This is a genomic window from Nitratireductor sp. XY-223, assembly GCF_004959855.1.
GTDB lineage: Bacteria > Pseudomonadota > Alphaproteobacteria > Rhizobiales > Rhizobiaceae > Hoeflea_A.
Window position 1 is genome coordinate 36288 of record NZ_SPNT01000009.1, and the last position, 22635, is coordinate 58922.

General features: G+C 60.8%; 19 protein-coding genes and 1 tRNA gene. 7 read left to right on the top strand and 13 right to left on the bottom strand.

All coding sequences use genetic code 11. The annotated features are described in order from the left end of the window. Positions 1 to 8: 8 nt before the first annotated feature. The 5 genes from E4M07_RS23290 to E4M07_RS23310 all read right to left on the bottom strand — a co-directional run bounded on the left by E4M07_RS23290 (position 9) and on the right by E4M07_RS23310 (position 5177). Positions 9 to 539: a DUF934 domain-containing protein gene (locus tag E4M07_RS23290; RefSeq protein WP_136660820.1), complete on the bottom strand. Its 531-nt coding sequence runs from the start codon at positions 537 to 539 to the stop codon at positions 9 to 11. Between the two features lie 14 nt (positions 540 to 553). Beyond that, positions 554 to 2224, bottom strand: coding sequence for a nitrite/sulfite reductase (locus E4M07_RS23295; RefSeq protein WP_136660821.1), 1671 nt, complete (start codon positions 2222 to 2224; stop codon positions 554 to 556). Positions 2225 to 2235: 11 nt separating this feature from the next. Beyond that, on the bottom strand, positions 2236 to 2556 hold the full coding sequence (locus E4M07_RS23300; RefSeq protein WP_136660822.1) for a DUF2849 domain-containing protein: 321 nt from the start codon (positions 2554 to 2556) through the stop codon (positions 2236 to 2238). 17 nt (positions 2557 to 2573) lie between these two features. Further along, complete coding sequence (gene cysG / locus E4M07_RS23305) at positions 2574 to 4001, bottom strand: siroheme synthase CysG (protein ID WP_136660823.1); 1428 nt, start codon at positions 3999 to 4001, stop codon at positions 2574 to 2576. Positions 4002 to 4187: 186 nt separating this feature from the next. Further along, entirely contained in the window at positions 4188 to 5177 is a 990-nt protein-coding gene (locus tag E4M07_RS23310; RefSeq protein ID WP_136660824.1) for a hypothetical protein, read from the bottom strand. Positions 5178 to 6551: 1374 nt separating this feature from the next. Between E4M07_RS23310 and E4M07_RS23315 the strand changes: the two genes are divergently transcribed. Further along, positions 6552 to 8153, top strand: coding sequence for a bifunctional metallophosphatase/5'-nucleotidase (locus E4M07_RS23315; RefSeq protein ID WP_136660825.1), 1602 nt, complete (start codon positions 6552 to 6554; stop codon positions 8151 to 8153). Positions 8154 to 8198: 45 nt separating this feature from the next. On the opposite strand, the gene E4M07_RS23320 is transcribed toward E4M07_RS23315, so the two are convergent. Beyond that, entirely contained in the window at positions 8199 to 8930 is a 732-nt protein-coding gene (locus E4M07_RS23320; protein ID WP_136660826.1) for a TetR/AcrR family transcriptional regulator, read from the bottom strand. On the opposite strand from E4M07_RS23320, the gene E4M07_RS23325 reads away from it, so the two are divergent. From E4M07_RS23325 to E4M07_RS23335, 3 genes are all read left to right on the top strand, one after another. Next, on the top strand, positions 8920 to 10368 hold the full coding sequence (locus E4M07_RS23325) for an MFS transporter (RefSeq protein ID WP_136660827.1): 1449 nt from the start codon (positions 8920 to 8922) through the stop codon (positions 10366 to 10368). The two genes, E4M07_RS23320 and E4M07_RS23325, sit on opposite strands and share 11 nt — an antisense overlap. A 128-nt stretch (positions 10369 to 10496) precedes the next feature. Beyond that, positions 10497 to 10706: a hypothetical protein gene (locus E4M07_RS23330; protein ID WP_136660828.1), complete on the top strand. Its 210-nt coding sequence runs from the start codon at positions 10497 to 10499 to the stop codon at positions 10704 to 10706. Further along, positions 10684 to 11421, top strand: a complete 738-nt coding sequence (locus E4M07_RS23335) for a type II CAAX endopeptidase family protein (RefSeq protein WP_136660829.1) — start codon at positions 10684 to 10686, stop codon at positions 11419 to 11421. Before E4M07_RS23330 ends, E4M07_RS23335 begins: the two co-directional genes overlap by 23 nt. A 19-nt stretch (positions 11422 to 11440) precedes the next feature. Here E4M07_RS23335 and E4M07_RS23340 read toward each other — a convergent pair whose 3' ends face one another. The 5 genes from E4M07_RS23340 to E4M07_RS23360 form a co-directional block, all read right to left on the bottom strand. Then, on the bottom strand, positions 11441 to 12964 hold the full coding sequence (locus E4M07_RS23340; protein WP_136660830.1) for a SpoVR family protein: 1524 nt from the start codon (positions 12962 to 12964) through the stop codon (positions 11441 to 11443). Then, complete coding sequence (locus E4M07_RS23345; protein WP_136660831.1) at positions 12954 to 14276, bottom strand: YeaH/YhbH family protein; 1323 nt, start codon at positions 14274 to 14276, stop codon at positions 12954 to 12956. The genes E4M07_RS23340 and E4M07_RS23345 overlap by 11 nt, the downstream gene beginning before the upstream one ends. Positions 14277 to 14280: 4 nt before the next feature. Next, the gene (locus tag E4M07_RS23350; RefSeq protein ID WP_136660832.1) at positions 14281 to 16215 is read right to left on the bottom strand and encodes a PrkA family serine protein kinase; all 1935 of its coding nucleotides are present in this window, start codon (positions 16213 to 16215) and stop codon (positions 14281 to 14283) included. 383 nt (positions 16216 to 16598) lie between these two features. After that, positions 16599 to 16673 (bottom strand) — tRNA-Val (locus E4M07_RS23355). 70 nt (positions 16674 to 16743) lie between these two features. Next, a complete protein-coding gene (locus tag E4M07_RS23360; protein ID WP_169054361.1) occupies positions 16744 to 17103 on the bottom strand; it encodes a response regulator in 360 nt (119 codons plus the stop codon). 366 nt (positions 17104 to 17469) lie between these two features. Between E4M07_RS23360 and E4M07_RS23365 the strand changes: the two genes are divergently transcribed. Beyond that, the gene (locus tag E4M07_RS23365) at positions 17470 to 18351 is read left to right on the top strand and encodes an N-formylglutamate amidohydrolase (RefSeq protein ID WP_206057381.1); all 882 of its coding nucleotides are present in this window, start codon (positions 17470 to 17472) and stop codon (positions 18349 to 18351) included. A gap of 257 nt (positions 18352 to 18608) precedes the next feature. Then, positions 18609 to 19382, top strand: a complete 774-nt coding sequence (gene hisN / locus E4M07_RS23370) for a histidinol-phosphatase (protein WP_136660835.1) — start codon at positions 18609 to 18611, stop codon at positions 19380 to 19382. A gap of 9 nt (positions 19383 to 19391) precedes the next feature. Here the strand turns inward: hisN and E4M07_RS23375 are convergent, their stop codons facing one another. Together E4M07_RS23375 and E4M07_RS23380 are read right to left on the bottom strand one after the other, a co-directional pair. Then, a complete protein-coding gene (locus E4M07_RS23375; RefSeq protein ID WP_136660836.1) occupies positions 19392 to 20036 on the bottom strand; it encodes a response regulator transcription factor in 645 nt (214 codons plus the stop codon). A gap of 1 nt (position 20037) precedes the next feature. Then, positions 20038 to 21891, bottom strand: coding sequence for a 7TM diverse intracellular signaling domain-containing protein (locus tag E4M07_RS23380; RefSeq protein ID WP_169054362.1), 1854 nt, complete (start codon positions 21889 to 21891; stop codon positions 20038 to 20040). A gap of 303 nt (positions 21892 to 22194) precedes the next feature. On the opposite strand from E4M07_RS23380, the gene E4M07_RS23385 reads away from it, so the two are divergent. Beyond that, positions 22195 to 22557: a hypothetical protein gene (locus tag E4M07_RS23385; RefSeq protein ID WP_136660838.1), complete on the top strand. Its 363-nt coding sequence runs from the start codon at positions 22195 to 22197 to the stop codon at positions 22555 to 22557. The last annotated feature ends 78 nt before the right edge of the window (positions 22558 to 22635 follow it).

A 22635-nucleotide genomic window follows, 5' to 3' on the forward strand; every position in this document is an offset into this window, starting at 1 on the left:
GAAAGTCGTTAGGCGGCCGGTCCCTGAACGTGGCGCCAGGCATAGGAGCCGGTGGCGCGCGCCGGGGTCGCGGCGGGCTGGTAATAGCTGTTGATGGCCGGCAGCCGGCCTTCCGACAAACGCTTGATGGCGGTTGCGTTCGAGACCGCGAAACTGTCGATACCGCAGCGCTGCATCAGCGGAATCTGATCGATCAGCACATCGCCGGTGGCGCGCAACTCACCGGCATATCCGAGGCGCGCGCGCAGCAGCGAAGCCTGCGAAAAGGCGCGCCCGTCGTTGAAGGCCGGGAATGTGACGGCGATCAGCGCGAGCCGGTCGAGGAAGGGCTCTAGTTGGCGCACGTCGTCGACCGGGCCAACGATCACGCCGACATCTTCCGGCCGGCGCTCTTCGTCCGAGAGTTCCAGGTAGCGTTCCAGCGGCACCAGCAGGCGGGCATTGGCGCCGATCGTCCCGGCGGCGTCTTCCTCACCGGCGATGCGCCACGGATCGTCTTCAACGAAGCCATCGGCTTTCCAGAGTCTTGTCTCGCTCATGACGGGTTCCTTGCTCACGCGGCTTTCGACGTTTCGCCGTACAGCGCTTCCTTGAAGGGTGCCGGGCCGATCCGGCGATAGGCTTCGAGGAAGGTCTCGTCGGCGTTTTCACGCAGGCCGAGATAGGTCTCGACGATGGTCTCCACCGCGTCGGTGACCTTCTCCGGCTCGAAGCCGCGGCCGATGATCTGGCCGATCGACGTGTTCTCGTCGCCGGAGCCGCCGAGCGTGATCTGGTAGAGCTCTGCGCCCTTCTTCTCGACGCCGAGAATGCCGATATGGCCGACATGGTGGTGGCCGCAGGCATTGATGCAGCCGGAGATCTTGATCTTCAGCTCGCCGATTTCCCGCTGACGCTCCAGCGAGGCAAAGCGCTCAGAGATTTCCTGGGCAACGGGGATCGAACGGGCATTGGCAAGGGCGCAGTAGTCGAGCCCCGGGCAGGCGATGATGTCGCTGACCAGGCCGGCATTGGCCGTTGCCAGGCCGACGGCCAAGAGTGCCTTGTAGACATGTTCGAGATCAGCCAGCGCGACATGCGGCAGGACGAGGTTCTGCTCGTGCGAGACCCGGATCTCGTCATGGCCGAATTTCTCGGCAAGGTCCGCGACGGTCTCCATCTGGGTATCGTCCGCGTCACCCGGAATGCCGCCGATAGGTTTCAGCGAAATCGTGACGACGCCGTAGTCGGGATGGCGGTGCGGTGTCACATTCTGGTGCACCCAGGCGGCAAAGCCCGGATCGGCCTTCTTGGCCGCGGCGATCAGGCCCCAGCCCTCGGCGCGGTCCTGCAGCTTCGGCGGCGCGAAATAGGCGGCAATCGCCGCGAGATCGTCCTGAGGCAGCTTCAGCTCGGTTTCCTTCAGCTTTTGCCATTCGGCCTCGACCTGGCGGGTGAATTCCTCCTCGCCGGTCTCGTTGACCAGGATCTTGATGCGCGCCTTGTACTTGTTGTCGCGGCGGCCATAGAGGTTGTACACGCGCATGATCGCAGTTGTGTAGGACAGAAGGTCTGCTTCCGGCAGGAAATCGCGGATCTTCTTGGCAATGACCGGCGTGCGGCCCTGGCCGCCGCCGACCCAGACGGCAAAGCCCAGCGCGCCTTCCTCGTTGCGCTTCAGATGCAGGCCGATGTCGTGGACCTGGATCGCCGCGCGGTCGCGCTCGGCGCCGGTGACCGCGATCTTGAACTTGCGCGGCAGGAAGGAATATTCCGGGTGGTTCGACGACCACTGGCGCAGGATCTCCGCATAGGGGCGGGGGTCGGCAACCTCGTCGGCGGCGGCGCCGGCGAAATGATCGGCCGAGACGTTGCGGATGCAGTTGCCGGATGTCTGGATGGCGTGCATCTCGACTTCGGCGAGTTCCTCAAGGATGGCCGGCGTGTCGGAGAGTTTCGGCCAGTTGTACTGGATGTTCTGCCGCGTCGTGAAATGGCCGTAGCCCTTGTCATAGTCGCGGGCGATGCGGGCAAGGCGGCGCATCTGGCGGCTGTTGAGCGTGCCGTAGGGGATCGCCACCCGCAGCATATAGGCGTGAAGCTGCAGGTAGACGCCGTTCATCAGGCGCAGCGGCTTGAACGCCGTCTCGTCGATTTCCCCGGACATGCGGCGCTCGACCTGGTCGCGGTACTGGGACACGCGCTGGCGCACGAAATCGTGGTCGAACTCGTCGTAACGGTACATGGACAGGCTCCTCAGGCGGCCGTGGCCGGCTTGAACTCGGCCTGCTTGCCGAGATCGGTGCGGATGGTGGGGCCGGCGGCGCGGATGCGCTCGCGCAGGCGGATCGGATAGATGTCGCCGTCCACCTCATCGACGTCGATCACCTCGACATCGACGACGAGGTTGTCGTTGAAGGCCGATTTGCCGGCTTCCTCGAGCGCGTCGACCGCCTCCTGGTGGCGGGCAATCAGGGCGGTTTCGATGTTTTCGAGCCACTGGCCGTTGGCGCCGAGCCATACGGCGATCCCGTCGGTCAGGCGGTTGGCTGTCAGTACCTTCTTCATCTCAGACATCCTCTTGTCCTGCCGTCTCAGGCGGCGGCGAATTGTTCGATGGCCGCCGAAAGCGGCGTGGACCGTTCGAAATTGGCGCCGGCAACGGCGTCGCCGATGATCACCATGACCGGGCCGGTGAGTTCCGAAAGGTGTTCGATCCCGGGCAGTTCCCGCAGTGTGCAGTGGAGCTGCATGCGGTCCGGCCGGCTGGCGTTCTCGACAATGGCGACGGCGGTGTCGCTCGCGAGGCCGGCTTCCATCAGCCGTCCGGCGACGGATGCCGCGACGGTCCGGCCCATGTAGACGGCGATGGTGGCGCCGGAGACGGCGAGCTTGGCCCAGTCGGGCAGGACCTTGCCTTTGAGGTCATGGCCGGTGGTGAAGACCAGCGAGGCGGCAACGCCGCGCAATGTCAGCGGCAGGCCGAAATCCGCGGCCGCGGCGAAAGCGGACGTGATGCCCGGCACGATTTCGTGGCCGATTCCCGCATCGCGCAGTGCCGCCATCTCCTCGGCAGCGCGGCCGTAGATCAGCGGATCGCCCGACTTCAACCGCACGACACGCCGACCGCGGCGGGCCAGTTCAACGATCAGATCGTTGATTTCGTCCTGCGATTTCGAATGGCAGCCCTTGCGCTTGCCGACCGGGATGCGCTCGGCATCGCGCCGGCCCATATCGACAATGGTTTCCGGCACCAAGGCGTCATAGAGGATGACGTCGGCTTCCATGAGGACACGCTGGGCGCGCAAGGTCAGAAGGTCTTCGGCACCGGGACCGGCGCCGACGAGCCAGACATAGCCCTCGGCCTTGCCTGTCCCGTGCAGAAGCTGCGTCGCGGCCTGCTGGGCCGCGGCGAGGTCGCGCTTTTCGACGGCGTCGCGGACGCGGCCGGAAAAGAAGTTGCGCCAGAAGCTGCGGCGCGTGGCGCCGCGCGGCAGCACGTTGTCGACGGCGCCGCGATAGCTCTCGGCAAGCTGGGCGAGGGTTCCGAGCGACGGCGAAAGCATCTGGTCGATGCGGGCGCGGATCATCTGGGCAAGGACCGGGCCGGCGCCCTCGGTGCCGATGGCGACCGCGACCGGCGCGCGGTTGACGAGGGCGGGCGTCAGGAAATCACAATAGTCAGGCTGGTCCACCGCATTGGCCGGGATCCGGGCGGCGCGGGCATCGGTGACGATGCGCGCGTCCTGGTCCGTCTCGCCGGTCGCGGCGAACACCAGCGTCGCGCCGTCAAGCTGTCCGGGTTCATAGGCGGCGAAAACCGTCGCGATGCCGTTTTTCTGCAGGTAAGCCGCGAAGGCCGCATCCGGTGCGTCGGCAAAGACGGTTATCGCCGCCGCCGTGTTGGCGAGCAGGCGCGTCTTGGCAAAGGCCTCGTCGCCATTGCCGAACACGGCGACCTTTTGACCGGCGACGTTGAAGAAGGCCGGGAAGGTCGAGAGTTTGCGATCGTGATCCGTCATCGGTATCCCTGCGGACACACCTGTCCTGTTGACACGCATTGTCGTGTTTCGGGCACCGGGATTGAAGAAATGCAATTCTGCCGAAACGCCCGCGGGGATATATTTTTACCTGTCCGGCTTCACCAGGCGGATCAATTGCCTAAGAGCCTATCCGGGCGGCAGCGCAAACGGTCGATGGTATCGGGTTCACGGTTCGAAGCGGCCCGTTTGCGGCCTGGCGATGTCGTGAAGCCGCGTCGCGCCTTTCACCCGCGGCACCTTGCCGCCCATCAGGAGGCGCAGCATGTTCGGCGAAAACCGCTTGTTTTTCGGATCGAGCACCGTGAGATCGCCGGACAACAGGCGCTGCATGTCGGGTGTCAGGCCAAGCCGGGGTCTGCTTTGACGTTGCGGCGCAACGTTCGGGGTCTTCGCGTTGCCGCCACGGCTCTCACCGACGCCCGGTCCGGGAAACTGCTCCGGATCGAAGCTCAGGGACGGTGCGTGGTTTCCGTCTTCATAGACGAAGCCTTTTCCGGTGAACCATTCGCGCGTCGGGAATTTCGATTCCTCGACCTTGAGCTCGATTTCCCGCCCGTCGATCTCGACCTTCGGGTGGTTTATCCAGTGCTGCGGACTTGTCATGGCCGGCGAAAACAGTTCCAGCTTTCCGTCTTCCAGCACGATGGTCCTGTCATCTGCCCGGAAGGCCTGTTTCCTGTTGTATCTGCTCGCGAATTCTTCAAAGCCCGAAGCCCGGTTGCGCCTCGGTCCGGCATAGATTTCATATGATTTTCTGATTCCCTCGTCGGCTTCCCTGACTTTCCAGTTCTCCACTTGTGCGAACCCCGGCCCGTCGAAGGCATGGGCCATGACGGCGCGCGACAGGCGCACAATGTCTTTCCAGTCGCCGCCGTTTTTCCTGACATAGTCGCCGATCCTGATGCCGATCGCGTTGTTCCACATGTCGAGGCCGTTGTCGGCTCCGTTGTCCTCTATGCTTTCATGTCTATTGAGCCTTGAAAGGGCTATCCGCGTCCCGAAAAGCCTGGCGAGTTCCGCCGACAGTAGGATATGGCGATAAGCGTCCGCCGCACCGCCATTTTGTCGTCCGGGAAGCTGTGATGCGACCGTCTCCCCTACGATCATTTTCTTTGGGCTATCAAAGAAGCGCTCGTAAATTGATTCCAGGTTCATTTATTTACACCTCGATTCTTTCCTTATATTTTTCAGAAATAAGCAATAAAAGGAAAATACATAGTGTATTCACTATAAACCTCTCCCGATTTATATGTAGATGCATATCCAAATTGTCTATAAAGAATACGCATATAGATGTTAGAAAAAAGAAAATGTGCGGCAATAAACAAAAATATAAAACGATCTTGAATTTGAATTTCAAATTAAATACAATATGTACAATAAATAATATGCTTGCTATTTCGCTATATATTAATGTTGTCTGAATTAATTGATATCTTTCTTTGTGTATAATTTGGTCAACACCGGAGAGCAGCCATGAAATATCCTGATTTGCAAAATGCGCTGCGGCGGAAAACAGAAAGAACGCGGCGCATAGAAGCCGAATGGTCCCTCTAGAGGGAACTGTTTTTTTCGAGTTTTGAAATGACATTAACGCCTCCAGCAGATCAGTTGTGCGGTCCGCATTGAATATGGCCGTTATTTTTGCAGGCCAGCCTGTTCGTCTTTGTCGTCGTGTTGCTGATTGAAAGTTGGGTGCATTTGTCGTTATCGAACATAATTCAGTTCAATTGACGCATTTCAGTTTTCTGACCTTGATCTGTACATTTCGTCCAGTAAATATACCAAACAAAAGCAAATTATATTCATTAAAAATCTCATTTCATTTTTATAATAAATATCAAAAGGGAAATCTATAATACAAAAAACGAAAAATAATAAAGAACTTAAGATGTTTATTTTATAACAAATAAATAGGGCAGTCTTATAGTATTTTGAATTGAAAAAAATTGAAATGATAAAAACAATATTCGATGTAATATATATTGCAAAAAAAAGACTGGAGAGATCATAGATGTAGCTGAATATATCCACATAATCATAAATCGTACGCAGTGTGTCCGTGTTCATTTGGTATGCCAAAATGGAAATGGCCAGGAAGACTGTTGCCAGCACCCACAGGGCCCGTGTGCGTGGAAGTTTTTCCGTGGTGCGTTTCAAGGTTTCACGAGTCCCATAATTGTCTTACGACCGTTGCCATTAGCGGTGTTGCAGCTTTTGTCGGCGTGTTTGCCAACTATCCGTGCCAGTTTGGCACTGCACGCGCCATACGAGCGTTTCATCCCAGTCGCACGCAATCATGTTCTTTTTTTGTTCCAGTGGCAATCCCAGTAAGTCAAATTGTCGGTTTCGGGTTCGTCGGGGCGCAACCCGATCGGCAAGGGCGGCGGCGGACCGGACCGGCGCGTCCGCCATACCGGCGCTCTTGACGCAGGCAGCGCATTGCAAAACCGTGACATTTTCAATCTGGCGTTCGCTGCTGTGCTCGGCTAGCATTCGGGCATAACGAACATAATATGGAGGTCCCTCATGAAATTCTCCCGGCTTTTGCTCGCCAGCTCGGTCTTTGCCCTTGCCGCCGGACCGGCGCTTGCCGACTACACGCTGAATATCATTCACATCAACGACCTGCACAGCCGCATCGAATCGGTCAACAAGTACGATTCCACCTGCTCGGCCGAAGACGAGACCGAAGGCAAGTGCTTCGGCGGGGTTGCCCGGGTCGCGACCAAGATCAAGGAGCTTCGCGACGCGATCAACAATGCCGGCGGCAACGTGATCGTGCTCGACGCGGGCGACCAGTTCCAGGGCTCGCTCTTCTACACGACCTACAAGGGCGACGCCGCCGCCGAATTCATGAACAAGATCGGTTTTGACGCCATGGCGGTCGGCAACCACGAATTCGACGACGGTCCGGAGGGCCTGGCGAAATTCCTCGACAAGGTGACCGTTCCGGTGATCTCCGGGAATACCGATGTGTCCGCAAACAACCTCCTGGCGGACCGTATTCCGGGGCATGTGGTGCTCGACGTCGGCGGTGAAAAGATCGGCATCGTCTCGGTGCTGGCAACCGACACGGACGAGACCTCGTCGCCGGGCGCCAGCGTCAAGTTCAATGACGAGATCGCGTATCTTACCAAGGCGGTGGCGGATCTCGAGGCCGAGGGCGTTAACAAGATCATCGCGCTGACGCATGTCGGCCTCAACCGCGACAAGGAAATCGCAGCCGCGGTTCCGGGCCTTGACGCCGTTGTCGGCGGTCATTCGCACACGCTGCTTTCGAACACGGTCGAGGGGGCGCCCTCCTATCCGACGATGGTCAAGGGACCCGACGGGAAGGATGTCCCGGTCGTGCAGGCCTATGCCTACTCGAAATATGTCGGCGATCTCGCCCTGACCTTCGACGACGAGGGCAATGTGGTCGGAGCTAGCGGTGACACGATCCTGCTCGATTCCTCGGTGGAGCCGGATGCCGAGATCCTCGCCCGCGTCAAGGAGCTTGGCGGCCCGATCGAAGAGGTCAAGGGCAAGGTGGTTGCACAAACCGACGAGCTGATCGTCGGCGACCGTGCCGTCTGCCGGGCGGAGGAATGCTCGATGGGCAACCTCGTCGCCGACGCCATGCTGGACCGCGTGAAGGACCAGGGCATCCAGGTCGCCTTCCAGAACGGCGGCGGCCTTCGCGCCTCGATCGACAAGGGCGAGGTGACGATGGGCGAGGTGCTGACGGTGCTGCCCTTCCAGAACACGCTCTCGACCTTCCAGATCAAGGGCCAGGGGCTGATCGACGCGCTCGAGAACGGCGTCAGCCAGGTCGAGGACGGCGCCGGACGGTTCCCGCAGGTGGCCGGGATGAAGTTCACCTGGGATCCGGCGGCCGAACCCGGCAAGCGGATCGTCAGCGTCATGGTCGAGGGCGACGGCGGTTTTGAGCCGATCGATCCGAGCAAGGTCTACGGTGTCGTCTCGAACAACTACGTGCGCAATGGCGGTGACGGCTACAAGATGTTCAAGGCGGACGCCATCAACGCCTATGACTACGGTCCGGGCCTCGAGGTCGTCGTTGCCGATTATCTTGCCGCGAACGCCCCCTACAAGCCGTTCGTGTCGGACCGGATCACCAAGAAGTAGGAGCGATTTCCTTCGCCCGGCGCATAGGGTGTCGGGCGAGGGTGCCTAGTCCGTCAAGTCCATGATATCGCGGAAGATTTCGTCCCATTCCGCATCGCTGAAATCGGTCAGGCCAAGCGCGCTGAGCATGAATGCGCCCTCGCTTGCCAACAGGGCAATCCGCAGGCGGCGCCCTTTGTCGGTCGAAAAATCCAGTTTCTCGAAGCGCGACCGGTACCAGTTCCTGGTACTGATCTGGTGCGCCTCGGATTGCGCAAGCAACAGCAGCATCGCCGCGTTTCTCGGTTGCTGCTCCAACATGTCGCCGCGCGCTGCCGCGATATAGGCGCGGATGCCGCCCGGTTCCGTATCATCGCCCTCGCTGAGTTCGGCGATCCTATCATCGAATTCGCCGTTCCACCGGTTGAACATGGCGTCGATCAGCGCGTCTCGGGTGCCGAAGCAGGACTGAACACCGCCCTTCGTGATGCCGGCCTCGGCGGCGACGGCCCCGATCGACAGGCCGGACGCGCCCTTGTCGCGCACCACGCGTTCGGCGGCATCCAGCACCTTGTCGCGGTCGATTGTCCGTTTTCGTCCCAAATTTTCAGCCTTGTTTGGAATACGATCGTATTTTATTGTTGCAATTTTATAAATACGACCGTATTTTAAAATAATCAAGCGGATCGCTTGATCATGATTTCCCCGGATTTGCTCTGGCCTGCAGGAGTGGCTTTTGTTCAACAACAGGTGGCTTGTACTCGCGATCTTGTCGTCGGCGCTTTTGATGATCGTCATGGACCTGACGATCCTTTACACAGCGCTTCCGAGGCTGACATTCGCCCTTGGCGCCAGCGCCTCGGAGAAGCTGTGGATCGTCAACGCCTATTCGCTGGTGATCGCCGGCGTGCTGCCGACATTCGGCGCCCTCGGCGACCGCTGGGGGCACCGTAACCTGTTCCTGGGCGGCCTTGGTGTTTTCGGGGCGGCGTCGCTTCTGTGCGCCTATGCGCCGGATCCGCAGGTGCTGATTGCCGGCCGTGTCGTGCTGGCGCTCGGCGGCGGCATGATGATGCCGGCGACGCTGTCGATCATCCGCCTGACCTTCAGCGATCCGAGGGAGCAGGCCATGGCCATCGGCATCTGGTCGGCCGTCGCCGCGGGCGGTGCCGCCGCCGGGCCTGTCGTGGGCGGCCTGCTGCTCGAGTTCTTCTGGTGGGGCTCCGTGTTCCTCGTCAACCTGCCGATCGTCGCCATCGCGTTGACGGTGGCCGCCATCTGCATCGACAACAGGCAGCCGGAAAACCGGCGCCCGCTCGACTGGCGCGGCGCCCTCGAGGTCATGTTCGGCCTCATCGCGACGGTCTATGCGTTCAAGGAGATCGTGAAGCGCGATCCGTCGTTCGCGATCGCCGCGATCACCGGATTGCTCGGTGTGGCGGTGCTGATCCTGTTCGCGCGGCGCCAGCGGCGCATTGCCGACCCGATGATCGATTTCGCGCTGTTTGCCGATGTCCGGTTTTCCTCGGCGATCTTCGTCGCCTTCATCAGCTCGGTCTCCATTGCCGGTTTCGAACTGGTTTTCAGCCAGCGCCTGCAGCTCGTCGACGGGCTTTCGCCGCTGAATGCGGGTCTCTACATCCTGCCGGCGGCCTTGGCGTCGATTGTCTCCGGGCTGGCGGCCGGCGCGATGATCCCGCGTTTGGGGCAGACGCCGCTTCTGTGGACCGGCACATTGCTCGCCGGCCTCAGCATGGCCGGGTGCCTTGCCGCCTTCGCCTATAGCGGGGCGCTGACGATTGCCGGGCTGATCGGCCTCGGCTTCGGCATCGGCGTTGCCATGACGGCGGCCTCCAGCGCCATCATCAACGGCGCGCCCCCGCACAGAACCGGCATGGCTGCGTCCATGGAGTCGGTCGCCTACGATATGGGTGCCGGGATCGGCGTCGCCGTTTTCGGTGGCTTGATGTCCGCCGCCTACACGTTCTCGTTCGTGGTGCCGGACGGAATCGAACTGCCGGGCGTCGCGCGCGACAGCCTGGAGGAGGCGGTCACCGCCGCAAGCGGACTTCCCGCCGCCGATCAGCTCCTGGTCGAGACCGCCGCGAAGGCCGGATTTGTCAGTTCCTTCTACTTCGTTTCAGCGGCTGTCGCCGTGATGCTGATCGCAACCGCGCTGGTCGTATTCACGAAAAACCGGGCCGTCCGCTTGCATCATGCGCGAGCGGAACCCTAGCGCGCTGTTGCCGTCGCACGCGCCGCAGATGACGACGGGAAACACAAACCCGTTGATTCCGGTCAAATAATTGCCGAATGTCGGGTTGTATCATTGGCGGCGACGCGGAACTGAAGGGATTGTGGCGCATGGCTTTCGAAGATCTGATAACGCGTATCAACATGCTGTTCGTCGAAATGGAGAACCAGCCGGAGGATGCGAGCGAGCTGCTCGATCAGATCCGCCTTGAACTCAACCGCATGAGAGCCACCGGCCAGCCACTTCCGGAGGATCTCGTCAAGCTCGAGGAAAGGCTCGACCGGGAATTCGGCGGCAATGCCGGCGACACGGAAGCCTGATCCGAAAACGCCACCCCATGGAACACCGGCCGGGGAGCCTGGGCAGGCAACCCGTGTAGACCGGCTGCTCTGGGCGGAGGTCGCCGTCGTCGCGATCGCGCCGATCCTGCTGCTTGCCCTGCCGATCCAGCGTGCGCGGTTCCTGGCGCTGTTCCTGCTGGCCGGCTATTGCCTGGTGCGCATGGTCAGATCCGGCGCCGCGAAAACCTATCTGCGCTTTGACTGGCCGGCCTGCCGCGCCGCTCTGCCCGGCATCCTGCTGCGCTCGGCGGTCGCGTGGCTGGCCGTCGCCGCACTGGTGTTGTGGCTCTACCCGGACCAGATGCTGTGCCTGCCGGAGAGCAGCCTCACCCTGACGGCCCTTATCGTCACCGGCTACGGGCTGGTGTCGGTGCTGCCGCAGGAAATCGCCTTCCGGGGCTACGCGAGCTGGCGTCTGGACGCACAGAAAGTGCCGTTCGTCCCGGCGGCACTCTTATCGGCCGCCATCTTCGGCTGGGTCCATATCATCTTCGGATCGTGGATGTCGGCGGTGCTGGCCTTCTTCGCCGGCATCCTGTTCTACAGGACCTACCGCCGCAGCGGCTCGCTTGCCGCCGTGTGGGTGGAGCACAGCTTCTACGGCGCTGCCGTCTTCGTGCTCGGCCTGCACCAGCTTTTCTATCAGGGACCGTTCTTCGACCAGTTCGTCCCCGCCTGCGCGGCGGGGCATTGAGGCAGCCCGGCCGCCAGCGTCAGGCGGTGACTTCTTCCATCTTCACTTCGTAACCCCACAGGGTCTTGAGGTGGGCGATGGTCGCCTCTTTCTGGTCCTCGTCGAGCGGAATGCCGCTGCGCCTCGTGTGCTGGAGCTTCAGCTGGCGGTCGCCGAGGAGGTCCACGTCGACGACCTGGATATAGGGTTCCAGCGTCGACAGGTCGTGATTTTGCGCGAAGACCTCGCGAACCTTGCGGAAACCGCGCTCGTCGTGGATTCCGGTGACCAGGTAATAGGGATCGTCCGCATTGTCTGAGACGGCGAACATGCGGAACTGACGGATGACCGTCGGGCTCAGGAACTGCTGGATGAAGGATTCGTCGCGATAATTCGCCCACGCCTCCTTCAGCACGCCCTTCCAGTCCTTGCATCCGGCTATATCGGGGAACCAGTCCCGGTCCTCGTCCTCCGGCTCCTCGCAGATGCGCTTGATGTCGCGCATCATCGCAAATCCGAGCGCGTAGGGGTTCATGCCGCTGAAGCGCGGGTCGTCGAATTCCGGCTGGAAGATCACGTTGGTGTGGCTGTGCAGGATCTCCAGCAGGGCGCCGTCGGTGATCAGGCCCTTCTCGTGAAGCGCGTTGACGATATGGAAGTGAACGAAGGTCGCGCAGCCCTCGTTCATCAGCTTGGTCTGTTTTTGCGGATAGAAATACTGGGCGATGTTGCGGATGATGCGCAGCACCTCGCGCTGCCAGGGCCGCAGAACCGGGCTGTAGTGTTCCATGAAATAGAGGAGGTTTTCCTCCGGCAGGTGCAGCTCGCGCTTGCGCTCGCGCACCTCGGCATCGGCCTTGGCCGAGTGCACCGAGCCCGGCACAGTGCTCCACAGGTAGCTGACGGTGCGCTCCTCGTATTCGCGCCGTTCCTTGCGGCGCTCCTTTTCCTCGCGCAGCGACGGGCTTCGCGGCCTGCGGTAGCGGAAGACGCCGTGCGGCATCAGTGCATGGGCGGCGTCGATCACCCTTTCGACCTCGGTGACCCCGTAGCGCTCCTCGCAGCGGGCGATGAAGCCGCGGGCATATTCGAGATAGTCCAGGATCCCGGCGGCGTCGGTCCACTGGCGGAACAGGTGGTTGGTCTTGAAGAAATGATTGTGACCGAAGGCGGCGTGGGCCATGACCAGCGTCTGCATGGCCATCGTGTTTTCCTCCATGCAATAGCTGATGCACGGATCGGAATTGATGACGATTTCATAGGCGAGGCCCATCGCGCCCTTGCGATAGTGGACCTCGTTGCTGACGAAATGCTTGCCGAACGACCAGTGGCGGTACATCAGCGGCATGCCGATGGACGAGTAGGCATCAAGCATCTGCTCGGAGGAGATGATCTCGATCTGGTTGGTGTAGAAATCCAGTTCGAGGTCCTTGCGCGCGACCTCCTCGATCGCGTCATAGACGACGCGCAGTGTGTCAAAGGACCAGTCGGCGCCGTCGAACAGCGGTTTCTTTTTCCGGGTCGTCCTTGTCGTCCTCGGTGTCTTCGTTGTCCTAGCCGCCATTGTCTTCCGCTGCCTTCTTTGCAAATAGCTCCCTAAAGACCGGGTAGATATCGCCTGGGCGGGCGATGCGCTTCATGGCGAAATTCGGCCACCGGTTGGCGACGCGCCGGTATTCGCGCCAAAGCTCGACGCCGTTCTCCTCGCTGTTCAGGAACTCGGCTTCCGCCTCGTCGACGATCTCGACATAGGCGAAATACTGGCAGTTCTTCATCAGTTCCTCATTGAGGAGCTGGACGCATTTCTTGGAATCGCCCGAGTAGTTCTCGCCGTCCGAGGCCTGGGCGATGTAGATGTTCCATTCAGAGGCGGGGTAGCGCTCCTCGATCAGCCGCTGGGCCTCGACCAGGGCGGTGCTGACCACGGTGCCACCGGTTTCGCGGGCATAGAAGAACGTCTCCTCATCGACTTCCTTGGCGTTGTGGGTATGGCGCACGAACACCAGGTCGATCGACTTGTAGCGGCGGCTCAAAAACAGGTGCAGCAGCACGAAGAAGCGCTTGGCAAGATCCTTCTCGCGCTCGCCCATGGAGGCCGAAACGTCCATCAGGCAGAACATGACGGCGCGCTCGCGCGGCTCCGGCCGCTGTTCGAAATAGTTGTAGCGCACGTCCAGCGGATCGATATAGGAGATCACCCGCTGACGGCGCAAAAGGTCCTCGAGCAACTCGTGGAGCACGTTGAGTTCGAGGCGCTGTTCCTGGGTCGGCTTGGAGACCTTCTCCAGCTTGAAGATTTCCTCGCGCAGGGCACGCACTTCCAGTGCCTTCGGCCGCCGCAGCGCCAGCCGCCGGCCGAGCGCATTGCGCATGGTGCGCTCGACATTGATGTTCGAGGGCGAGCCGGTAATGGAGAAACCGGCCCGGTAGGGTTTGGTCACCTCGATCTGCTTGAGACCGCGCTTGACGAGGTTGGGCAGTTCCATGTCCTCGAAAAAGAGATCGAGGAATTCGTCGCGCGACAGGACGAACAGGAAATCGTCCTCGCCCTCACCGCTGTCCGAGCCCTCTTTTCCGCCACCGCCGCCTTCGCCCGAGGGCGGTTTCTTGATCTTGTCGCCGGCCTGGTAGGACTTGTTTCCGGTGGACGCATAATCGCGGCGCCCGGCCTTGGCGGAGTGGCGGAAGCTCGGCTCTGCAATGCTGTCGGCCGGAACGATCACCTTCTCCCCGCGGTCGGTATCGGCGATGCCGCGCGTACGCACGGCCTCGTCAACCGCCTTTTTCACATGGGAACGCACACGCTTTAGAAACCGCCGCCTGTTGCCAAGGCTCTTGTCCTTCGGATTGAGGCGACGGTCGACGAAATGACCCATAGGGCTAGCCTGCCTTGTTCACGCGCATGTACCACTCGACAAGACGGCGGACCTGCCGTTTCGTGTAGCCGCGTTCGATCATGCGCTCGACGAACTCGTGGTGCTTGGCGTCGGCCTCCTTGTCGCGCTTGGCACCGAAACTGATGACCGGCAACAGGTCTTCGACCTGTCCGAACATGCGCTTTTCGATCACGCGGCGCAGCTTCTTGTATTTGCGCCAGTCGGGGTTCTTGCCCTGGTTCTCGGCCCGTGCCCGCAACACGAACTTGACGACCTCGTTGCGGAAGTCCTTCGGGTTGGTGATGCCGGCCGGCTTCTCGATCTTCGCCAGCTCCTGGTCGAGGATCTCGCGGTCGAACATCTGTCCGGTGTCCGGGTCCTTGTAGTCGTGCTCCTCGATCCATGCGTCGGCATAGGCGATGTAGCGGTCGAACAGGTTCTGGCCGTAGTCGGAATAGGATTCGAGATAGGCTTTCTGGATCTCGTGGCCGATGAACTCCGCGTAGCGCGGCATCAATTCGGCCTTGAGGAATTCCAGGTAGCGCCCCTCGACATCCTCGTTGAACTGTTCGCGTTTGATCGCCTGTTCCAGCACATACATCAGATGCACCGGATCGGCCGCGACCTCGTCGGTGTCGTGGTTGAACGTTTCTGACAGGACCTTGAAGGCAAAGCGCGTCGAGGTGCCGCTCATGCCTTCGTCGACCCCTGCGACATCGCGGTATTCCTGCAACGACTTGGCGTTGGGGTCGGTGTCCTTCAGCGTTTCGCCGTCATAGATGCGCAGCTTGGAGTGAAGCGTCGAGTTCTCGTGCTCGTGCAGGCGGGTCAGAACGCTGAAGCGGGCCATGATATCGAGCGTCTCGGGCGCGCATTGGGCATCGCGCAATGCGCTTTCGCTGAGCAGCTTGTTGTAGATAAGCGCCTCTTCAGTCGCACTGAGGCAATAGGGCACCTTCACTACGCTGATGCGGTCGAGGAACGCCTCGTTGTTCTTGTTGTTCTTGAACTGCTGCCATTCGGCCTCGTTCGAGTGCGCGACGATGACCCCGTGATAGGGAAATGCGCCGATGTTCTCCGTGCCGACATAAGAGCCTTCCTGGGTGGCCGTCAGCAGCGGATGCAGCACCTTGATCGGCGCCTTGAACATCTCGACGAACTCGAGCAGGCCCTGGGTCGTGCGGTTGAGGCCGCCGGAATAGCTGTAGGCGTCAGGATCGTTCTGGCTCAGGTGCTCGAGCTTGCGGATGTCGAGCTTTCCGACGAGCGACGATACGTCCTGGTTGTTCTCGTCGCCGGGTTCGGTCTTGGCGACGCCGATCTGCCGCAGCTTGGACGGATGGATCTTGACGATCGAGAACTTGGAAATGTCTCCCTCGAACTCGTCCAGGCGCTTGACAGCCCATGGCGACATCAGCCCGGTCAGGAGCCGCCGCGGGATGTTGTACTTGTCCTCCAGCAGATCGCTCATGCGTTCCGGCTGGAACAGGCCGAGCGGCGATTCGAACACGGGGCTGATCTGCTCGCCCGCCTTGAGCACGTAGATCGGTTCGTGCTCCATCAGCCGCTTGAGGATCTCGGCGACCGTGGATTTGCCGCCGCCGACGGGGCCGAGCAGATAGAGAATCTGCTTGCGCTCCTCGAGTCCTTGCGAGGCATGGCGGAAGAAGCCGACGATGCGTTCGATCGTCTCTTCCATGCCGAACAGATTGGCGAATGCTGGATATTGTTTAATGGTCCGGTTCAGAAAGAGGCGACTCAGCCTTTGGTCCTGGCTCGTATCGATCAGCTCCGGCTCGCCGATCGCAGTTATCATCCTCTCGGCCGCAGTAGCACGCATTGACGGGTCGTCGCGGCAGGCCAACAAATAATCTTGCAGGGTAATCTCTTCTACCTTGGTTCGGTCATAAACCTCGGAGTGCAGAGAGAACACGTCCATGATGCTCGTCCTTTCCTAGTTCCCTGTTACTCTCCCCATTTGTCGCCCTGGTTCTTTATTAAGTGGTGCCTGATTGATCATTTGGCGAATCAATTCATGTTGAAACCGAGTGCAATCCAGCGCACGCGGCGCCGGGGCACTTTCGCCAAACCAGGGAACCGTTAAATCCACTTGCCTTGAATTGGTTACGCTCAATAAATGACGCGATGTCAGAGGCAACGTGATTCGAATTCAAGTATAGCACAAGGATTTTAAATCCGGTTGTGCGTAATGCCATCAAATTGGCACCGTCGCGCCGATTTCGACAATAAAACTGAGGATAACCATGGCCGCCGCGCCGGCAGGCCGCTTCCCAGAATCTTAGTGGTTGTCGATTGATTTGATGGTGGGCGGTACTGGGATTGAACCAGTGACCCCTACGATGTCAACGTAGTGCTCTCCCGCTGAGCTAACCGCCCATCCGACCGGCCGCATACACCACAAAAGGTGCGACGAGGTCAAGACCGTTTCGCCTGAATGTGGCGATAATTATGCGGCCTGGAGAATCTTTTCGACCTCGTTGACGAGATCGCGCAGATGGAAGGGTTTGGACAGGACGGTCGCGTTCTTTGGCGCCTCGGAATCCGGATTGAGGGCGACCGCCGCAAATCCGGTGATGAACATGACCTTGAGATCCGGATCGAGTTCGGTTGCGCGCCGCGCCAGTTCGATGCCGTCCATCTCGGGCATGACGATATCCGTCAGCAGCAGGGAAAACGGCTCCTCGCGCAGACGTTCATAGGCACTTGCACCGTTGTCATAGGACTGGACGGCGTATCCCGCCTTCTCCAACGCCTTGACGAGGAACCGGCGCATGTCGTTGTCGTCTTCAGCAAGAAGTATTTTCATACTGCTCCTCATGCCCATCAATCCCGCGCCTGAAACGGCTCCTGACCTGTTCGGGCGTCCATGTTCAGCCGATCAAAATCGACATTATTCGCCCTTTTCCGGGTGGTGCCCCATTCTGCCGATACCATGCAGACGTCACCTATACAAACCCAGTGAGGTAAATATCGGGTGAATTTGCGTCGCTTAACCGGCACATTTTATAAGACGCTGTCATGAATTTTTATGACCGTCCGTCACGTTTGCTACAACGTTTCGCGAGGTCTATGGACTTGGCTGCGATCTGCTGGCAACATAATCGGAACAGACCGGAATTACCGGCAATCAAGACCGAACAGCGGAGCTGCGCATGACGGGGACAGGGCATTGATCGGAGACGCTTTTTTAGATCATCCACCTTTCGAAATCCGCCTGCCCGCAGAACAGTCCGTGCCATTCGTGTTCAATTCGCCGCATAGCGGCCGAGTCTATCCCGAGAACTTCCTGACCGCTTCGCGCCTCGACCGCCACTCCATCCGCAGGTCGGAAGACTATTATGTCGATCAGCTGTTCGAGGCCTCGCCGATGGCCGGCGCGCCGCTCCTGGCCGCGCACTTCCCGCGCGCCTTTATCGACGTCAACCGCGAACCCTACGAGCTCGATCCGCGGATGTTCGACGGTCGGATACCGCCATTCGTGAATGCCAGTTCCATGCGGGTCGCAGGGGGGCTCGGAACGATCCCGAAACTCGTCGCCGAAAACATGGAAATCTACAATGGCCGGCTCACGATCGAGGAGGCGCTGGACCGGATCGACCGGTTCTACCGGCCCTATCACGACCGCCTGCGGCAACTGCTCGTCAAAACCCATTCGCGCTTCGGCTACGGCGTGCTCGTCGATTGCCACTCCATGCCCGCGAACGCTCAGAGCAGCAGCCGCAACCGGCCTGATTTCGTCATCGGCGACCGATACGGCACCAGCGCGACCGAAGCGCTGTCGCAGCTTGCCGTTTCCATCCTCCAGGACCTCGGCTACACGGTGTCGCGCAACAAGCCCTATGCGGGCGGTTTCATCACCGAGCACTACGGCAGGCCGGCGCGCGGTCTGCATGCCCTGCAGATCGAAATCAATCGCGGTCTCTACGTCAATGAACAGACGTTCGAGAAAACCGAGGGTTTCGACGGACTGCGGGCCGATATCGGCCAGTTCATGCATCTTCTGACCGAGTATTTCGCGAGCAACTATTCCGATGTCGCACTGGCGGCGGAATAGCGCCGATTCCGCAAAAAAAAAGACCGCACCTTCCGGAGCGGTCAAAATCTAGGGAGGAAACGCCCAATAAGGGCATTCGCAGCCATCGGCTGCACGCTCAATGTATTGCTGCATTGCACAAAAGTCAAGGGATGAACAGAATTCCTTTCGCGACTGCAAAAATTTCCGGTTTGCGGCCGAAACGCTGGAAAATTCGGGCGCAGTCGAATATCGGTGCGTGACGCTGACATGCCGCAACCGGTCCCTGGAAACCCGAAATGCACCCTGATCTCGATTTCTTGCATCTGCTGGCGGATGCCGCCGCGAAAGAGACGCTGCCGCGCTTCCGCGCCAATACGACGGTGAGCAACAAGCTGCAGGGCGGATTTGACCCCGTGACCGAGGCGGACCGGGCTGCCGAGGCCGCGATCCGTGACCTCATCGGCGATAAGTTTCCCGATCACGGGATCATGGGCGAGGAGTATGGCAGCGAGGGGCTCGACCGGGACTACCTGTGGGTCATCGACCCGATCGACGGCACCCGGGCCTTCATTTCGGGCCTGCCCGTCTGGGGAACGCTGATCGGCCTTTACCACCATGGCAGGGCCGTGGCGGGTTTGATGGATCAGCCCTTCACCGGCGAACGCTTCGTCGCCGATGAAAGCGGAACCTTTTATCGCGGGCCGGACGGCGAGCGGCAGATCCGGGCGCGCGATTGCGGCGGGCTCGCCGGGGCGACACTGTTCACCACGTCGCCGCATCTCTTTTCACCGGCGGAATTCGAGCGCTACCGGTCCGTCGAGGAGAGGGTCAACATGTTTCGCTACGGCTGCGACTGCTACGCCTACACGCTGGTGGCCGGCGGTCACGCGGATCTGGTGATCGAAAACAATCTCCAACCTTACGATATCGGCGCACTCATCGCGATCCTGGAATCGGCCGGCGCGGTGGTCACCGACTGGAGCGGCGGGCGGCCGGAACAGGGCGGCAATATCATCGCCGCGGGCAGCAAGGCCGTCCACGAGGAGGCGCTGGCGCTGCTCGGCGGATAGGACAAGTCGCTATTCGGTTTCGCCCGAGCGGTACTGCAGGGCAAAGCGCACCAGGCTGTTCGGCCCGGCGAGCCCCAGCTTCTGATTGATGCGCTGGCGGTGGGTCTGCACCGTGCGGTAACTGAGATTGAGCCTCTTGCCAATCTCCCTGCTGGTCAGCGACTGTCCAACAAGGTCGAATACGCGGCGCTCCGCCGGGGTCAGGGAACCGACGTCCGGGCCGTCACCCCGCGCTTCGGACGTCGGATCGGGGACCGGCAGGCCCTTGCCGCCGACGGATGCGCTCAGGTAGAAGACGCCCTTCGGTGTGAGCAGCGCGTTGTGAATCTCGTCGGACGCATCTTCCTTGGCGACGAATGCGCGCGCCCCAAGTTCCCGGGCTTTCGTCGCGAAGGCGCGGGACGAGTGCATCGATATGATGACGGCGATGAGGGACGGCATGTTGTCCCGTGCCCATTCCAGGACCTGATATCCGTCGACACCCGGCATCGCCAGGTCGAGCACGACGACGTCCGGCCGGGTGATCTCGAGGCTGGTGATGCAGGAATTGCCGTCGCTGGCCTCGGCCACGACCTCGTGCCCGTCCTCCTCGACGATGCGGCGCAGGCCGGCGCGGAATATCGGGTGGTCATCGGCAATCACGACGCGCTTCATCTCAGCCGGTCCCCGTTTGCGCCGGCAACCGCACCGGAAAGCTGAAACTGACCTGCGAGCCGGCAGCGTCGGTCCGCATCGTCCATTCGCCGTTCAGGGTCGAGATACGCTGATCGATAATCAGGTGCCCCAATGACGCCTGACCGTCCTCGGCCCCCGGGCCCTGGCCTGTGCCGTGGCCGTCGTCGCTGATTTCGGCGCAGAGGCGGCCGGCGCGACTGTAGAAATGCGCCTCGCACGTCCTCGCCCCGGAGTGTTTGGCGATGTTTGAAACCACCTCTTGCGTCACGCGGTAAAGATGCAGCTTCTGCAGGTCGTCCAGCACATCCTCGGAAACGTCGAGGTCGAGCTCGACCACAATGCCGGTGGTGTCCTCAAGAGTGTTGAACAACTCCTCGATGGCATTGCGCCAGCCGAGGTGGTCGACGATCGCCGGATGGAGATCGTGCGAGATACGGCGAATGTCGCCGACGACGCCCCTGGAATAGTCGGCCGCCTTCCTGATTTCGGCCTCCTGCGAGTTGGTCAGGTTTTCGTGGCGCAGGAAGCGGCTCAGCCGGGCGGTGATCGCAAGCAGTCCCTGACCGGCCGTGTCGTGCAGGTCGGCCGCAACGCGGCGGCGCTCGCCGTCGATCGTCTCGAGCATCTTCCGGTTGACGCCCTTTTGCAGGCGCTCGAGCGCTCCGGCCGAGCGCAGCGCGTCGTTCTCCGCCAGCCGGATGCGATAGGCGAGAACGAGGGACAGCAACAGCGCATCGAGAAAAATGATGATCTCGAGATAGTGGTCGGACGGTATCAGGTACTTGATCGGCGAGAGCTGCGAGTCGAGCAGCACCTGCGAGTTCTTGGGAAGCACGATCAGGATCGCCGCCGGGAGCGTGACCAGCAGCAGCGTCGGCAGCAGGACGCGGGCGGCGCGATGGCCCTGGTAGGCCAGAATGGCCGAGATGACCAGGAAGCCGAGCACACTGAAGCCGACGAAGGCGGTCAGGACGACACGCGCGACCCATGGCGGAAAAATCAGGAAGACACCACAGACCGGCAGGATCAGCAGCGTCGGGGCGAGGGTGAGGCGAACCAGAAGGGGCTGCCTGCCCTGCGGCCCCTTGAGGAAGGAATAAAGGACCAGGCCGATAAAGAAGACACCGCAGACCATGCCGAAGTCGAACAGCAAATTCGACACCTCCGGCCAGGCGCCCCACACATAGGCCGGGCCGACGCCGGTGTAGTAGAGATTGCCGATTAATAGCGCCAGGACGGAGGCTGAATAGAAGACGAAGACCGCCTTGCGGATCAAAATGCCGAGCGACAGGTTGAACAGGATGATGATGCTGCTGGCGCCGATGACAAAGGCATGTATGAGCATGGCGCCGCGTTCGCGCTGCTCGAACAGGTGACCGTCCAGCAGCCTCGGATGGATGGCCAGGGACCGCTCCTGGGCGATGCGTACGAAGATGTCCTTGCCGAGATCGTGCCCGGTGATCATGAAGGCGCTGTGGGTGGCCAGCATGTCGCGCTCGGGCGCGGCTATCTGGTCGCCGGAGCGGCTGATACGCGTTACCTTGCCGCTTTCCGGATCGCGGGCGTAAAGCGTGAGATCGTCGGCGATCAGGCCGAAATCGAGGACACCGGGGCCGGGCAGGGGTTCGAGCCGGATCCAGTTGACCGGGCGGCCGAGCGTTGTTGAAAAGCCGGTGATCTGTTCCACGCCGAACCGTTCGGCAAGCGCGCCGCAGCAAACATCGTCCAGGGTCGCCGATACCGGCGCATCCGGCAGCAATGTGAAGCGGACCGGACTTCCGACGGTGTTTTCTGCGGCGATGGCAAGTCCCTGCGCAACCAACAGAAACAACATGGCGAGAAGCCCGCTTCGCAAACAAGTACTCAGCCGATCCCGTAAATGAAACACGTGCATTCAATCACTATCATTCAGGTATTGTTACCCTAACACAGCCATTCCGCGACGGAACTACGCATCGGTGCGTACAAAAATACGAACGGATGCGTATGGCAAAGCGCGAACTGCCTGAAGATATTTCAAGACAGCACCAGGTTTGGCGGGCGGTTGAAACCGGAGGGGCCAGCCGTGATGCGCGGCCGTCAAATCCTTCCGGGCCGGCACGCCAGGCACGTTGTCGTCCAAAGGAGGCAGAGCATCATGTGCATTTCAGTTGTCCGCAGAACCGCCGTCGTCGCCGCCTCGGCGATCCTGATCTCGACCGCTCTTGCGGGAACGGCCCATTCGGGAACCTGCACCATCCTGCAGAAACCCTACAGCACCGCCCAGTATGCGGCCGACAGTTGCTACAATTACGAGTTCGACTACGTCTATTCCAGCGGTCCGACCAGCGCCGCCGTTCCCTGGGGCTGGTCGAGCGTCAAACTGTGGCAGTCCAATTCCCCCTCCCAGTGCGCGGCCCTTTCCGCCGATTTCGGGCTGAAGCGCGCGCTCTACGAAGGCAGCCGGCACCTGTGCTGGCACCTTTATCTCAACGGGGCCTACAACCGCTCGAGCCAGTAACGCTTTCAACGATGCGCACCGTTGCGCACCGGACCTGCCGCCGGCGGCCATGCGCCCGTCCGCCGACAATCTGTTCCT

What these genes read in the sequence shown, in the direction of transcription:
- E4M07_RS23335 (WP_136660829.1), top strand. Translation starts at nt 10,684, where the DNA reads ATGCCGGCGACACGGAAGCCTGATCCGAAAACGCCACCCCATGGAACA.
- E4M07_RS23290 (WP_136660820.1), bottom strand. Translation starts at nt 539, where the DNA reads ATGAGCGAGACAAGACTCTGGAAAGCCGATGGCTTCGTTGAAGACGAT.
- E4M07_RS23295 (WP_136660821.1), bottom strand. Translation starts at nt 2,224, where the DNA reads ATGTACCGTTACGACGAGTTCGACCACGATTTCGTGCGCCAGCGCGTG.
- E4M07_RS23350 (WP_136660832.1), bottom strand. Translation starts at nt 16,215, where the DNA reads ATGGACGTGTTCTCTCTGCACTCCGAGGTTTATGACCGAACCAAGGTA.
- E4M07_RS23315 (WP_136660825.1), top strand. Translation starts at nt 6,552, where the DNA reads ATGAAATTCTCCCGGCTTTTGCTCGCCAGCTCGGTCTTTGCCCTTGCC.
- E4M07_RS23345 (WP_136660831.1), bottom strand. Translation starts at nt 14,276, where the DNA reads ATGGGTCATTTCGTCGACCGTCGCCTCAATCCGAAGGACAAGAGCCTT.
- E4M07_RS23325 (WP_136660827.1), top strand. Translation starts at nt 8,920, where the DNA reads ATGATCGTCATGGACCTGACGATCCTTTACACAGCGCTTCCGAGGCTG.
- E4M07_RS23385 (WP_136660838.1), top strand. Translation starts at nt 22,195, where the DNA reads ATGTGCATTTCAGTTGTCCGCAGAACCGCCGTCGTCGCCGCCTCGGCG.
- cysG (WP_136660823.1), bottom strand. Translation starts at nt 4,001, where the DNA reads ATGACGGATCACGATCGCAAACTCTCGACCTTCCCGGCCTTCTTCAAC.
- E4M07_RS23340 (WP_136660830.1), bottom strand. Translation starts at nt 12,964, where the DNA reads ATGGCGGCTAGGACAACGAAGACACCGAGGACGACAAGGACGACCCGG.
- E4M07_RS23310 (WP_136660824.1), bottom strand. Translation starts at nt 5,177, where the DNA reads ATGAACCTGGAATCAATTTACGAGCGCTTCTTTGATAGCCCAAAGAAA.
- E4M07_RS23330 (WP_136660828.1), top strand. Translation starts at nt 10,497, where the DNA reads ATGGCTTTCGAAGATCTGATAACGCGTATCAACATGCTGTTCGTCGAA.
- E4M07_RS23380 (WP_169054362.1), bottom strand. Translation starts at nt 21,891, where the DNA reads ATGTTGTTTCTGTTGGTTGCGCAGGGACTTGCCATCGCCGCAGAAAAC.
- E4M07_RS23300 (WP_136660822.1), bottom strand. Translation starts at nt 2,556, where the DNA reads ATGTCTGAGATGAAGAAGGTACTGACAGCCAACCGCCTGACCGACGGG.
- E4M07_RS23360 (WP_169054361.1), bottom strand. Translation starts at nt 17,103, where the DNA reads ATGAAAATACTTCTTGCTGAAGACGACAACGACATGCGCCGGTTCCTC.
- E4M07_RS23375 (WP_136660836.1), bottom strand. Translation starts at nt 20,036, where the DNA reads ATGAAGCGCGTCGTGATTGCCGATGACCACCCGATATTCCGCGCCGGC.
- E4M07_RS23320 (WP_136660826.1), bottom strand. Translation starts at nt 8,930, where the DNA reads ATGACGATCATCAAAAGCGCCGACGACAAGATCGCGAGTACAAGCCAC.
- hisN (WP_136660835.1), top strand. Translation starts at nt 18,609, where the DNA reads ATGCACCCTGATCTCGATTTCTTGCATCTGCTGGCGGATGCCGCCGCG.